Origin of the sequence: Nocardiopsis sp. MT53 (genome assembly GCF_019598965.1) — a bacterium.
Taxonomy (GTDB): domain Bacteria; phylum Actinomycetota; class Actinomycetes; order Streptosporangiales; family Streptosporangiaceae; genus Nocardiopsis; species Nocardiopsis changdeensis.
On record NZ_CP080599.1, the window covers coordinates 4,802,168 to 4,815,890 of the forward strand.

The window sequence follows — 13,723 nt, forward strand, 5'->3', positions numbered from 1 at the left end:
GCCGTCCCGGGACGGACCGTCGTCGCGCGCTGCGATAATGGCCAGTGCCCGACGGCCGGACGGGGGAGACGGGCGGCCGCGGGGAGGGCCGCCGCCGCGCGGCCGCGACGTACCGGCAGCACACAGGGGAACGGGGAACCACGGGTGGCCGAGCGCAGCGCTCTCGACCTGGACGCGCTCACGATCAGCGACCGCTTCCAGCTGTTCAACTTCACCCGCCGCGACGACCACGTCACCTACCTGTGGATCCTGCGCGCCCTGGACCGGCTGCGCGAGGTCCACCGGGTGCAGGCCGGCGCCGAGGACCTGGCCGCCACCCTGCGCGAGCTGGCCGCCGCCCACGACGGGGTGCCCGCCCTGGACACCGCCGACCTGCGCTACCGCCTCGACGAGCTGTACGCCGATCGGGTCGTCCACCGCTTCGACGACGCCTCCCGGGCCGGGAACCTCGCCCGCTACCGCAACCGCCAGTCCGTCTACCAGTTCAGCGAGCTCGGCTACCGCGCCTACCGGGCGGTCGAGGGCGTCCTGGGCGCCCGCAGCGAGGACGTCAACCTGTCCCGCCTGGTCCTCTCCGACGTCCTGGAGGACCTGCGCGCCCTGGCCGACGCCAACCGCACCGGCCGCGCCGAGCACGTCTACCGCCGGCTGTCGCGCCTGGACACCGTGATGGAGGACATGGGCCGCCGCTCCGCCCAGTTCCACGTCACCCTGGGCGAGATCCTGCGCTCCACCGACGCCTCCCCGGACACCTTCCTCAGGTACAAGAACGCCCTGCTGGTCCACATGACCGAGTTCATGGCCGAGCTCGACCGCCACCAGCCCCGCCTGGAGCGCGCGGTGCGCGAGGTGGAGGACACCGGTCTGACCACGCTGCTGGCCCGCGCCGCCGACACCGACGAGCGGCTCTTCATGGACCGCGACGAGCGCCTCGACGACTGGCGTCGGCGCTGGTCGGCGCTGCGCGGCTGGTTCACCACCGAGGGCGGCGCGCCCACCCGTGCCGCCGAACTGCACGCCGCCACCCGCTCGGCGACCTCCGGGGTCATCGCGCTGCTGCGCCAGCTCACCGAGGCCCGGCGCGGCGGGGTCAACCGGGCCACCCAGCTGCGCCACCTGGCGCAGTGGGTCTTCGACACCCCCGACGAGGGGGCCGCGCACGCCCTCATGGGCGCCGCGTTCAACGTCCGCTCCGCCCGCCACCTGGGCGTCGCCCACGAGGACGACGAGCAGATCTCCCCGAACGCCACCTGGTGGGACGCCCCCGGCGTGGAGGTGTCGGTGACGCTGTTCCGCAGCGGCAAGGCGCCCACCGCCGGGGTGCCCAAGCCGGTGCGCCGCAACCCGAACGCCCGCGCCGAGCTGCGCCGCCGCCAGGCGGCCGACCGCTCCGCCGACCGCCAGGCCGCCGCCCGCCTGGCCGAGGAGGGGGCCCACGACCGGGTCCTGGACGAGGTCGACACCCGCGTACTGCTGCGCCTGATCACCCGGGCCCTGGAGTCGCGCGCCGTCGTCGCCGGGCGGCTGTCCTCGGCCACCGGCACCGACGAGGGCACCCTGGTCCGGCTGGTCCCCAGCGACACCGGCAGCACCGTCCGCACCACCCGTGGCCTGCTCCACCTGCCCGGCATGCGCCTGGAGTTGGCCCCCCGCGCCCGTGGAGCCGCCCGATGAGCCGCCCGCCCCGCCCCGCCGCACACACCGCCTTCGCACACGGCGCGCCCGCACCCGGCACGCCCGAGCGCACTGCGTTCACACGCACCGCATTCGTGCACGGCGCGCCCGCACGCACCGGGTCTGCCCGCATCGCGCCCGCACCCGGCATGCCCGCCCACACCGCGGCCGCCCGCCCGCGGGCCGCCGTCCGGCCCGGCGCCGCCCGCCTGTGCGCGGCCGCTCCCGGCGCGGCGCCGCGGGTGTCCGCGCCCCGCGTCCCCACCCGCCCGGGGGAGGGGCGATGAGCCGCCGGCGCCGCCCCGCGCAGCGGATCGACCCCGCCGACCTGGGGGCCTACCAGCAGGCGATGCGCCGGGTCCTGACCTGCGACATCATCACCCGCGACCGGCCCCGCCCCGGAGTGCTCGCCAACGTCCTGCGCTGGGCCGACGAGCTGTCCGAGGACCTGCGCGAGCTGTTCGGCCACACCCTCATCGCCACCACCGAACACGTCCGCCTGGTCCGCGCCCCCGACACCCTGGACCCCACCCAGCGCCAGGTCTTCGCGCGCGCCGGCCGCCCCTTCGACCGGCGCCGCCTGGCCTACCTGTGCCTGCTGCTCGCCTCCTTCCAGCGCTCCCAGGTCGAGGTGAGCCTCGCCGACCTCATCCGCCACTTCACCCCCTCCGCCAACGCCGTCGGCGGCCTGGGCTACGACCCCACCGACGGCACCCACAAGGCCGCCCTCGTCGACGTCTGCTCCTGGCTGGTCGACCACGGCGCCCTGCACGTCTCCGACGGCTCCCTGGAGGCGTGGGCCGGCGGCCACGGTCAGGCCGACGCCCTCTTCGACATCGACCACGAGGTGTGCGAGGTGCTGTTCCGCCCCGTGCGCCCCGTCCAGCACGTCACCGGCGTCACCGGCCTGCTCGTCCACCACCCCGACGAGCCCACCCGCGAGCAGACCGCCCGCCGTGCCCGCCGGCTCCTCGTCGAACACCCCGTCGTCCACTACGCCGACGTCACCCCCGACGTCGCCGACGCCCTGCGCGCCCCCGGCGTCGCCGAGGAGGTCGCCCGCCTCACCGGCCTGACCGTCGAGCGCCGCGCCGAGGGCGTCCTGCTCGCCGACCCCGGGGGGCTGTTCACCGACCGCCCCTTCCCCGGGCGCGGCAGCGCCGTCAACCGCACCGCCGGGCTCCTGCTGGCCAAGATCGCCGACCGCATGGAGACCGCCCGGGCCGCCCTCACCCACCTGCCGCTGCCCGCGGCCCCGGACGCCCACGCCGAGCTCGCCGCCCGCATCGACTCCGCCCTGCCGCGCGAGGGCGTCGTCGGCGCCCTGGCCTGGACCCCTCCCGCCACCGCCGCCGCGGCCCCCGAGCCCGCGACCGCGCCGCTCATCGAGCAGGGCCGCCTGGAGGCGATGGTCGAGGACCTGTTCGCCGAGTTCGGCGCCGCCTCCTTCACCGCCGCCTGGCAGCGCGACCCCCGCGGACTGCTCGACGCCGCCCTCGAACTGCTCACCGACCTGTCCCTGCTGCGCCCCGTCCCCGGCGGCGTCCTCGTCCTGCCCGCCGCCCTGCGCTACCGCAACATCCAGGGCGCGCTGCCCCAGCGCCCCGACACCGGCATGCTGCCCCTGGGCCTCGAACCGGAAGGAACCTGATGTCCGCCGCCCGCTTCAAGCCCACCCGGGCCGGGGTGATCAACGTCTGGGACTACGTCGACGAGGAGTTCACCTTCGCCGACGGGCGCCTGGTCCTGCGCGGCCACAACGGTTCCGGCAAGACCAAGGCCCTGGAGGTGCTGTTCCCGTTCATCCTGGACGGCCACACCGACCCGCGCCGCCTGGACCCCTTCAGCGGCCAGAACCGCACCATGAAGTCCAACCTCCTCTACCGGGGGCAGGACGCCGAGTACGGGTTCGTGTGGATGGAGTTCGCCCGCCCGGGCGAGGGGTCCCGGCCCGAGACCGTCACCCTCGTCATCGGCCTGCGCGCCCAGCAGCACCGCGACGGCGTCGCCACCTCCTTCTTCGTCACCGACAAGCGCCTGGGCGTCGACTTCGGCCTGCTGGCCACCGACAACCGCCCCCTCACCGAGCGCCAGCTCAAGGTGGCCCTGGGCGAGGGCGCCCACCACACCTCCGCCGCCGACTACCGGGCCGCGGTCGACGCCCGCCTGTTCGGCCTGGGCGACCGCTACATCCAGCTCCTCGACCTGCTGCTGGCCCTGCGCCGCCCGCTGCTGGCCAAGGACCTGGACCCCGAGAAGGTCTCCGACACCCTCACCGCCGGGCTCAGCCCCGTGGACGAGGAGCTCATCGACCAGGCCGCCCGCGACTTCGCCAACCTGTCCGCGGTCCAGCGCCGGTTCGACGACGCCACCGCCGCCCACACCGCCGTCGAGGCGTTCACCGCCTCCTACACCGCCTACCTCACCGCCCACGCCCGGCACCGGACCTCCGGCGTCGCCGCCTCCCTGGCCCGGGCGCAGGAGTACATCTCCGCCCTCGCCGGGCACACCGCCGCGCTGGCCGCCGCCACCGCCGAGGGGGAGCGCCTGGCCGCGGAGGTCGCCCGGGCCGACGAGGAGGCCGCCGGGCTGGACGCGGTCCGCCGGGGCCTGTCCGAGAGCGAGGCGCTGCGCGACGCCCGAGCCCTGGAGGTCGAGCTGCGGCACAGCGACGACCGCGGCCGCGAACTCGCCGAGGCCGAGCGCCGCCTGCACCGCCAGGGCGAGGAGATCGCCCGCCTGCGCGAGGAGGCCGAGGGGGTCGCCCGGCACCTGGAGCAGCGGCGCTCCGCCATCGCCGACCTGCTCGCCGAACTGGAGGAGTCCGCCGACCTGGCCGGGATCACCGGCGACGGCGAGGGCCCCGCCGACACCGACCCCGAGACCGCCCGGGCCCGGGCCGCCGCCCGCGCCGCCGACCTCGACGGGGTCCGCGCGCACCTGGCCGACCTGCACCGGGTCGAGGCCGAACGCGCCCGCGCCGACGCCGACGCCGCCCGCGCCCTGACCGCCCTGACGGAGGCCGAGGAGGCCTGCGCCGGCGCCGAGGCCGGCCTGGAGTCCGCCCGCGCCGACGCCGCCGACGCGCTCGCGGCCTGGTCCGGCCGCTGGGCCCAGGGGCCGGGCGCGGTCTGCGACCGGGCGTCCCTGCCCGCGCTCGACGCCGCCCTGGACACCTGCGGCCAGCCCGGCGCGCCCACCCTCCCGGAGGTCTTCACCGACCTCACCGACCCCGCGCGCACCGACGCGATCCGCCACGAGCACCGCCTGGCCGCGGACCGCGAGCGGATCACCGCCGACCTGGCGGCGGCGCGCGCCGAACGCGCCGAGGTCGCCGCCGAGCGCGACGACGCCCCGCCCGCCGACCGGGCGCGGACCGCCCCGCGCGAGGGGCGGCCGGGCGCCCCGCTGTGGCGGCTGGTCCGGTTCGCCGACGGCCTGGACCCGGCCCGCGCCGCCGGGATCGAGGGCGCCCTGGACGCCGCCGGGCTGCTCACCGCCTGGGTCCACCCCGACCCGGACGCCGCCCGCGCCGCCCTGGACGGCCGCGCCGCCGACGCCCACCTGGTCCCGACCCCGCAGGAGGGCGCCCCCGCGGGCCCCACCCTGGCCGACGTCCTGGTCGCCGAGGAGCAGGACCACGTCCCCGCGGACGTGATCGACCGCCTCCTCGCCTCCGTCGCCCTGGCGGACGCCCCCGACGACCCCGTGGCCTCTGGAATCCCCATGGTCTCCGGCGGCACCACGGCACCTGGGATCTCCGCGGTCTCCGCCTCCTCTGGCGGTACCGCGGCACCGGGAGCCTCCACCACTCCGGGCATCTCCGATCTCCCCACCGCCCACATCAGCACCGCGGGCCACTTCTCCCTCGGGGTGCTGGCGGGCGCCGGCCCCAAGGCCGCCCCCGAGTTCATCGGCGCCACCAACCGCGCCGCCCGCCGACGCGAGCGCCTGGCCGACCTCGACGCCCGCATCCAGGCGTTCACCGCCGAACTCTCCGACCTGGAGGAGCGCCTCGCGGCCGCGGCCGACCGGGTCAAGGCGTTCGCGCTGGCCCGCACCGACCTGCCCGACACCGCGCCCGTCGCCCGCGCCCTCAAGACCGTCGAGCACCACGCCACCCTCGTCGCCGGGGCCCGCGCCGCCCTCGACCGGGCCCGCCTGCGCCTGGACTCCGCCACCGCCGACGTCGACGCCCACCGCACCCGGCTGCGCGCGGCCGCCGCCGAGCGCTCCCTGCCCACCGCGCCCGCCGACCTCGACGCCGTGGCCGCGGCCCTGGAGGCGTTCCGCGCCGCCCACCGCGCCCTGGTCCAGACCCGCGCCGACGTCGAACGCGCCGAGCACGACCTCGCCGAGCGCACCGCCACCATCGAACGCCTCACCCGGGCCCACACCGCCGACACCCGCTCCCACGAGGAGCGCGCCGCCGAGCACGCCGAGACCGTCACGCGGCTCCAGGTCCGCCAGGAGAGCGTCGACGCCCCCGCCCGCGAGGTCATCGACCGGCTGCGCCGCACCGAGGAGGACCTCGCCCGCACCCGCTCGGCCCTCGCCGACCTGCGCCGACGCGCCACCTCCGCCCGCGAGGACGCCGTCCGCGCCGAGGCCGGGATCGAGAACGGCCGCTCCTCCCTCCTGCTCGCCCTGGAGGCCGTGTTCGAGCACTGCGCGGGACTGGCACCGCTCACCCGACCCGGCACCCGGACCCTGCTGGGCATCGACGGCGACCGCGCCTGGCCCGCCCCGGCCCTGTGGCCCGGCGCCGAGGAGGCCGCCGACCGGGTGACCGCCGCCGTCACCGGCGGCACCGACCCCGCCGAGGCCCTGCGCTCGGTCCTGCCCCCGGGCGCGGCCGACACCCTGGACGCCTTCACCGCGACCGTCGGCACCGCACCCGTCACCGAGTCCGCCCTCAAGACCGCGGGCACCCGCATGTCCGAGGCGCTGCGGGTGTTCACCGACGCCCTCGCCGCCACCGCCGACGGCCACCAGGTGGACCACGAGGCCGACCCCAGCGGCCTCGTCGTCGTCCACGTCAACGACGAGGCCGGGCGCAACCCCCTCCCGGCCTTCGCGCGCCTGGTCGCCGAACGCGTCGAGGAGCAGGACGCCCTGCTCCGCCGCGAGGAGCGCGGCGTCCTGGAGGACGAGCTCCTCTCCGCCGTCGCCCAGCAGATCCACGAACGCGTCCGCACCGCCCGCGACCTGGTCCGCAGCATGGACTCCGACACCCGCTCGCGGCCGATGACCTCCGGCACCCGGATCGGCATCCGCTGGACCCGCGCCGACCACCTCACCGACCGCCGCCGCGCCGTCGCCGACCTGCTGCGCCGCGACTCCGCCGGCCTGGGGCAGGACGGCCTGACCGAACTGCGCGGCCTGCTGCGCGACCTGATCCGCGAGTACCACGCCGCCCACCCGCGCGCCACCTACAAGCAGGTCCTGGCCGCGGTCCTGGACTACCGCGAGTGGTACCGGTTCGAGCTGCGCAAGGCCGTCCCCGGCCAGGACGAGGTCCGCCTCACCAAGGCCAAGCACGAGGAGATGTCCGGCGGCGAGAAGTCCGCCGCCATCCACCTGCCCCTGTTCGCCGCCGCCAACGCCCTGTACTCCTCCGCACGCGCCACCTGCCCGCGCCTGATCGCCCTGGACGAGGCGTTCGCCGGCATCGACGACCGCTACAAGCCCGAGCTGATGGGGCTCACCGTCACCTTCGACCTCGACGTGTTCATGACCGGGCACGACCTGTGGGTGCACTACGACAGCGTCCCCATGGCCGCCCACTACGACATGCACCACGACAAGGCGTCCCACACCGTCTCCGCCATGTTCATGCTGTGGGACGGCGCCCAGGTCGTCGACGCCGACGCCGGGTTCTCCGGCAACGACGCCCTGTCCTCCCACCTGCTCGGCATCACCCCGAGCCGGTTCGTCCCCCTGGCCACCGAGGGCACCCTCCCCGTCGGCACCGACGACGCCCCGGGCCCGTCCGGACCGGGGGAGGAGGGCGCACCCGAGCCGGGGGAGGCGGCGTGACCGGCCCGCGGCCGACCCCCTGAACCCGCGGCACGGGGGCGGCCCGGGCGGACACCCGCCCCGGCCGCCCTCCCATCCGCCGTCTGCTGTTCGCCTCGTCCGGTCTGCGCGGCCTGTACGGCCTGCGCGGACGCCCCTGCGGGGCCGCCCCCGGGCCCCGGTCGGCACCCGAAGGGAAGGCGGGGGCTACCCTGGCCGGGCGGCGTCGACCCCCACGGGGCGGTGACCGCCCGGGGCGGGGAGGTCCCGACCGCCCCGGAGAACTCTTCGGGAAAGCCACAGATGAACACCATCAAGAACATCGCGGACTTCACCGGCCGGTGGTTCGCGCTCCTGGTCCTGGGCGGAGCCGTGCTCGGCCTCCTGCTGCCCGCGGCCACCGCGCCCGTCACCCCGTACATCTCGCTGCTGCTCGGCATCATCATGTTCGGCATGGGCCTGACCATGCGCCCGGCCGACTTCGCGATCGTCGTCCGCCACCCCAGGGCGGTCCTGCTCGGCGTCCTGGCGCAGTACACGGTCATGCCCGCCCTGGGCTGGGGCATCGCCCACCTGCTCGGCCTGCCGCCGCTGCTCGTCGTCGGCATGATCCTGGTCGGCGCCTCCCCGGGCGGTACCGCCTCCAACGTGATCGTCTACCTGGCCCGCGGCGACGTCGCCCTGTCGGTGGCGATGACCTCCATCTCCACGATGCTCGCCCCCGTCCTGACGCCCCTGCTCGTCCTGGGCCTGGCCGGGTCCACCCTGCCGGTGGCCGCCGGCGACCTGTTCCTGTCGATCCTGCAGATCGTCCTGGGACCGGTCGTCGCCGGCCTCCTGCTGCGCATGGCCGCCCCGAACCTGGTCGAACGCCTGCTGCCGGCGCTGCCGCTCATCTCGGTGACCGGCATCGTGGTCGTCGTCGCGGGCATCGTCGGCGCCAACGCCGACGCCGTCCTGGGCACCGGCCTGCTGGTGGCGCTCGCCGTGGTCCTGCACAACGGCCTGGGGCTGGGGCTGGGCTACCTGGTCGGCGTCGTCGGACGCCTCCCCGACAGCGCCCGCCGCGCCGTCAGCGTCGAGGTGGGGATGCAGAACTCCGGCCTGGCCGTCGCCCTGGCCACCGCCCACTTCTCCCCGCTCGCCGCGCTGCCGGGCGCCCTCTTCTCGGTCTGGCACAACCTGTCCGGCTCGGCGCTGGCCACCTACTGGGCCCGCCGCGCCCCGAAGGACGAGCCCGCTCCGACCCCCTGACGGGAGAACCGGCTACCCGGGCACGACCGGACCCACACGCGCATTCAGGGTCCGAAACCGGACACCCTTCTTCGCGTGATCGTGTCGCGCCGGAGAGTGATGCTTGTCAGGCTGTGGCCATGGCACGCATCCTCTCCGGCCTCCTCGCCCTGTCCCTGACCACGACCGGCGCACACCTCCTCCCCACCCCGCCCCCGCCGCCCGCACCGGCGCTCCCGCCCGTCCCGGTCGCGGTGCCCCATGCCCGCCGCCCGCGCCGGCGGCGCGTCCCCCACCCCCGCTGTCACTTCGACTGACCCCCGCGGAGGCGGCGCACCGCCTCCAGCGCGAGCCCGCCTCCCACGGCCGCCGCCCCCAGCCCGAACAGCCCGCCCAAGCCGAAACACAGCAGCCCGATGACCAGCAGCAACAGCACCGAGCCGAACACACCCCCGGGCGCCCCGACCTCGTAGGCCCGGTCCTCCAGGGTCGTCGACACCCATGTCTCCTCACCGTCCACGAGACGGGCGCCGACGACCCTGCCGGGCGCGCACCCGTGCGAGGAGTGGAACCACACCCCCTCCCGCGCGGGGCCGTCGCCCGGATCGAAGGTCCCGTAACACCGCACCTCCCGGCGCACCTGGGCCTCGTGGGTCACGGTCACCCGGCCGGCCTCCCCGGACCACCCGTAGGCGGCCCCGAGCGCCCGCACCTCGTGACCGCCGAACTGCACACCCACCGCGAGGAAGAAGTACGCGAGCAGACCGCTCACCGCCACCAGCCCCAGCCGCCGGGCCGGCGACCCGCCCGGCGCCCTCGGAAACCGCCCGGAGGACTCCGGCCGAGGCGCCCCCGGTGCCCCCCGGTGCTCCGCCCGCCGCCTCCGCACGTTCCGCCGCCCACGCCCGCCCATCCGGCCACCTCCACCGGACTCCGATCCCCCCGGCGCCCGCCCGGTTCCCCTCCCGCCGGCCCTTCCCATCGGGGAGACCACCGGCCCCGCCCCGCCTCCCCGCGGACACCGCCGCCCGCCGGATCAGGGAAACGACCCGTCCTCGGTCACACCCCGTTGACGCCTCCTCACCAGGGGCCGATATTCGGGTGCAGCGCGCTGAACGAAAGTCACCCCACCCCCAGAGGAACCCCCCATGCACCGACGACGATCGGCCCGCCCCACCGCCCTGCTCCTGGGAGTGCTCACGGTCCTCACCCTCGCCCCCGCTGCGCCCGCCACCGCCGCTGCCGCGGGCGGCACCGGCCCCTACGCCGCGGAGTACACCACCACCTGGCGCCTGCGCGACCACACGATCTACCGCCCCGTCGACCTGCCCGACGACGAGCCCCTGCCCATCGTCGTGTGGGGCAACGGCGCCTGCCGCGCCGACGGCACCTGGTTCGAGAACATCCTCACCGAGTTCGCCTCCCACGGCTTCCTCGTCATCGCCAACGGCCGCCCCGGCGGCAGCGGAAGCACCGACCCGGAGATGCTGACGGAGGCCGTCGACTGGGCGGTCGACGAGAACACCCGCCCGTTCAGCGAGTACCGCGGGCACATCGACACCGACCGCATCGCCGTCATGGGCCAGTCCTGCGGCGGCCTGGAGGCCTACGAGGTCGCCGACGACCCCCGCGTCACCACCACCGTGCTCTGGAACAGCGGCCTGCTGACCGACCGCGACGACGACCTCCTCGACGACCTGCACGCCCCGATCGCCTACTTCACCGGCGGCCCGAGCGACATCGCCCACCCCAACGCCCTGGACGACTACTCCAAGCTCCCCGCCGGGCTGCCCGCCTTCATCGGCCACCTCGACGTCGGCCACTACGGCACCTTCGCCGAACCCAACGGCGGCGAGTACGGCCGCGTCGGCACCGCCTGGCTGCGCTGGCACCTCAAGGGCGACGCCGCCGCCCGCGCCGAGTTCCTCGGCACCGACTGCGGCCTGTGCGGCACCGACTGGGACATCGACCACAAGAACTGGCCCTGACCCCGCCCCGACCCCCGCCCGGCCGTGTCCCTGCCGCCCCACGGCCGGGCGGGCCGCCGGCCCCGGCGGCGGACCCCGCCGGGGCCGGCCCGCCCCTACCCGCCCGGCAACCGGTCCATGGGGGATTTCGGGGCCCGGGAGGGGGCGTCCGCCCCCTACTCGCCCGGCAACCAGTCCATGGGGGGATTTCGGGGTCTGGAAGGGGCCGGCCCGCCCCTACTCATTCGGGAACCGGTACCCGAACTGCTCCAGCCGCCCCCGCGCCCGTCCCAGTTCCTCCTCCGTGAACAGCGCCGCGAACTCCGGCCGCAGCACCAGCGCCTCCACCGTCAGGTCCAGACGCCCCTGGTCCCACGCCCTGGACGAAGGGTCGGCCCGGCCACACCCGAGCCCGGAGCCCCCACCGCTGCCGCGCCGTCCCCGGTGTCCGCACAGCCCCCGGGGCCCCGAAAGTGCGGCCCTACCGCCTGCGCCCTAGCCCACCACCTGGCCGCATCCCCGCCATGGCCCCATGGCCATCCCCGCTCCGGTGGGGGCGATCCGCCCCGCCCGTGGTCCTGCGCGGCCTCTCGCCCCGGAGCGTGGTCCCGCTGCGCCCCTCACTACAGTTCCGGTCCATGACGGACTCCCCCCACCGCACCGCTGCGAACGATGAGGAGCTCCTGGAGAGGCTGCACGCATGTGCGTGGGGCAGGGGAGACTCGATCCCCTCCCCTGGCCACCTCCCGGACGAACCCTTTCCGCCTGTCACGATGGCCGAGGTCGAACAGGCGGAACACAATCTGGGGTACCGGCTTCCCGCATTGCTCCGGCGCATGTACACCGAGATCGGTGACGGAGGGTTCGGTCCGGAGGGCGGTCTCGCATCATTGACACCGCGCGGCGTTCCGCCCCGGCACGTGCGGGAGTGGCCTTGCGCGACCTCCGTCCGGGAACAGCGCCCGGGATGGGCACCACCGACGTCATGGTTCTTCCTGACCGGCGGCGGCTGCTCCATGGAGTGGTACGTCTCCCTGATCGCGGTCGACCACCCGGTGCTCCTCTGGGACGCCGACGGCTGGGAACCGGACCGGGGCCAGAGCCCCCATGACGGCCTGCGCTACGCGGCGCCGTCCCTACGCCACTGGCTGTGGACCTGGGTGGAAGGAAAGGACGTGTGGGACGGGGCCCTGGCCCAGATCGAAAGGGACACCCACAGCTGACGAAATGAGCGCCGAACCCCCGCTCCCCACACAGCCCGGCTGAGCGGTCGTCATCCGACCCCGGTGGCCACCTCAACGGCGGGGGCGCTTCTTTTCCCGAGCCGAGCGAATGGCGAAAGACATCGACGTATCGCTTTCCGCGGTGCCCTCCTGGCCGAAATCGGCCACGCTGTGGAGCGGGCGAGTCCTTATCGTTAAGAAGAGATCGTGGTGGTGAGAGTAGTGTTCTTCTCCCATAGCCGGTTCAGGGCGGTATTCCGAGGGGCGTTTTCTGTGCGTCCTTTGCGGAGGTTGTGATGAGCGCCGGGGATTCTTCGAGGTCGAACGCCAGGAAACCTCTGGCCGTGAACACCGGTCACACCGGGAACCAGTGCGAGTACCCGGGATGCACCGACCGCAACGCCAGCCTGTCCACGATGTGGGACCGCCCCGACCATGAGAACGACTGGTCGAGCAACCGCGAGCTGCGCTGCGGTGAGCACTGGGGCAGGGACGCCCCGAGGGTCCCGCGCCCCCGTGCGCCGCTGCCGGTGGACTCTGGCAGGAAGAGCTCCTCGGATCGCCGGGAGAAGCCGGCCGGGGAAGCCCGTGTGGCCCCTGCTCCCCGTTCTTCCGCGAAGAGGGGCACGCGAAAAGCGAGCGGAAAAGGGGTGGCTTCTGCGAAGAAGAATGCCTCCCGTAAAGTCACCGGACGAGTGCGCTCCGAACGCGATAAGCCGCTGTTCATCGCCCCTACAAGAAAAACCGTGGCGGTTCAGAAGGAGAAGATTCCCCTGGATGAGTCCTGGCTGAGGGGCAGGAAACCCACGGGCATGGCCGATCTGGACGCCGCGCGCCCGGTGGCACTGGAACTCCTGAACCGGAGGCGCTTCGACGCCGCCGCCCGCCTCTGCACGGAACTGCTCGCCTCCGGAGCCGGATTCATGCGGGAGGCGGGTGAGGAGGGGGACAGGATGCGTCGTCTCCTCAAGGCCTGTCGTGACGCGGCCCGGGCACGGGTCGGGGCTCAGGGGGCGGTGCCCCGGGCCAGGAGGGGCGGCGAGCCCTCTCGACAGAGGAAGCGTGCACAGCAGCGGGTGAACGGCGGAGCACCCTCTCGTGAGAATGCAGGGGGCGCCGCTTCGCCCAAGGTGGTGATGCCCTCTGGGGACGACGCCGCTTTCCCCAGGGTCCGGTGGCTCATCAAGCGGGACCCCGCCACGGCGCTCTCCCTCTGCGACCGCGTGCTCGCCGACCTGCGCCGCATGCCGGAGGCCGAAGGCCGGGAACAGACCCTGGCCCGCTGGACACGGCTGCGTCGGTACGCGGAGAACGAGACGAGGCGCAGGAGCCGCTCTCGGAAGTGATTTGGCAAGCGTGAGCCCTCCTGCCCTGGCGGAGCTCCTGCCGGGACCGCTGGATCCCGGCCGCACTGTCGCCGCGCGCCCGGTCACAGAGCACGGCCGGAACGGTGCCTGACCGATTTCTGTGGTTTCGCCACGCCGACCGTGCCCGGCGTGGTAATTCCGATGCAGGTCCTGTTCGCCACCGCTGTCCCCATGGTGGGCCGGGCCGTCGGCGAGGTTGTTCCCGCTCATCACCTCCGGTTGTCGCGTGACCCATTCCCCT

General features: G+C 75.0%; 8 protein-coding genes. 7 read left to right on the top strand and 1 reads right to left on the bottom strand.

Annotated elements, in window-relative coordinates; translation table 11 throughout:
* The first annotated feature begins 144 nt into the window (after positions 1 to 144).
* From K1J57_RS21305 to K1J57_RS21320, 4 genes are all read left to right on the top strand, one after another.
* The gene (locus K1J57_RS21305) at positions 145 to 1,674 is read left to right on the top strand and encodes a TIGR02677 family protein (protein WP_220560357.1); all 1,530 of its coding nucleotides are present in this window, start codon (positions 145 to 147) and stop codon (positions 1,672 to 1,674) included.
* 283 nt (positions 1,675 to 1,957) lie between these two features.
* On the top strand, positions 1,958 to 3,325 hold the full coding sequence (locus tag K1J57_RS21310; protein ID WP_220560358.1) for a DUF2398 family protein: 1,368 nt from the start codon (positions 1,958 to 1,960) through the stop codon (positions 3,323 to 3,325).
* Positions 3,325 to 7,713 (top strand): SbcC/MukB-like Walker B domain-containing protein, encoded by a 4,389-nt coding sequence (locus K1J57_RS21315; RefSeq protein WP_220560360.1) that lies wholly within the window; start codon positions 3,325 to 3,327, stop codon positions 7,711 to 7,713. The genes K1J57_RS21310 and K1J57_RS21315 overlap by 1 nt, the downstream gene beginning before the upstream one ends.
* Before the next feature lie 282 nt (positions 7,714 to 7,995).
* Positions 7,996 to 8,946 carry a bile acid:sodium symporter family protein gene (locus K1J57_RS21320; RefSeq protein WP_220560361.1) on the top strand — a complete coding sequence of 317 codons (951 nt, stop codon included), beginning with the start codon at positions 7,996 to 7,998 and terminating at the stop codon, positions 8,944 to 8,946.
* Between the two features lie 283 nt (positions 8,947 to 9,229).
* Here the strand turns inward: K1J57_RS21320 and K1J57_RS21325 are convergent, their stop codons facing one another.
* A complete protein-coding gene (locus tag K1J57_RS21325; RefSeq protein WP_220560362.1) occupies positions 9,230 to 9,697 on the bottom strand; it encodes a hypothetical protein in 468 nt (155 codons plus the stop codon).
* A gap of 376 nt (positions 9,698 to 10,073) precedes the next feature.
* Between K1J57_RS21325 and K1J57_RS21330 the strand changes: the two genes are divergently transcribed.
* From K1J57_RS21330 to K1J57_RS21340, 3 genes are all read left to right on the top strand, one after another.
* On the top strand, positions 10,074 to 10,913 hold the full coding sequence (locus K1J57_RS21330; protein ID WP_220560363.1) for an alpha/beta hydrolase: 840 nt from the start codon (positions 10,074 to 10,076) through the stop codon (positions 10,911 to 10,913).
* A gap of 995 nt (positions 10,914 to 11,908) precedes the next feature.
* Positions 11,909 to 12,115 carry a hypothetical protein gene (locus tag K1J57_RS21335; protein WP_220560364.1) on the top strand — a complete coding sequence of 69 codons (207 nt, stop codon included), beginning with the start codon at positions 11,909 to 11,911 and terminating at the stop codon, positions 12,113 to 12,115.
* A 746-nt stretch (positions 12,116 to 12,861) separates the two neighbouring features.
* Complete coding sequence (locus K1J57_RS21340; protein ID WP_220560365.1) at positions 12,862 to 13,461, top strand: hypothetical protein; 600 nt, start codon at positions 12,862 to 12,864, stop codon at positions 13,459 to 13,461.
* The last annotated feature ends 262 nt before the right edge of the window (positions 13,462 to 13,723 follow it).

Coding starts and splice junctions, on each gene's coding strand:
- K1J57_RS21310 (WP_220560358.1), top strand. CDS start 1,958: ATGAGCCGCCGGCGCCGCCCCGCGCAGCGGATCGACCCCGCCGACCTG.
- K1J57_RS21315 (WP_220560360.1), top strand. CDS start 3,325: ATGTCCGCCGCCCGCTTCAAGCCCACCCGGGCCGGGGTGATCAACGTC.
- K1J57_RS21320 (WP_220560361.1), top strand. CDS start 7,996: ATGAACACCATCAAGAACATCGCGGACTTCACCGGCCGGTGGTTCGCG.
- K1J57_RS21330 (WP_220560363.1), top strand. CDS start 10,074: ATGCACCGACGACGATCGGCCCGCCCCACCGCCCTGCTCCTGGGAGTG.
- K1J57_RS21335 (WP_220560364.1), top strand. CDS start 11,909: ATGGAGTGGTACGTCTCCCTGATCGCGGTCGACCACCCGGTGCTCCTC.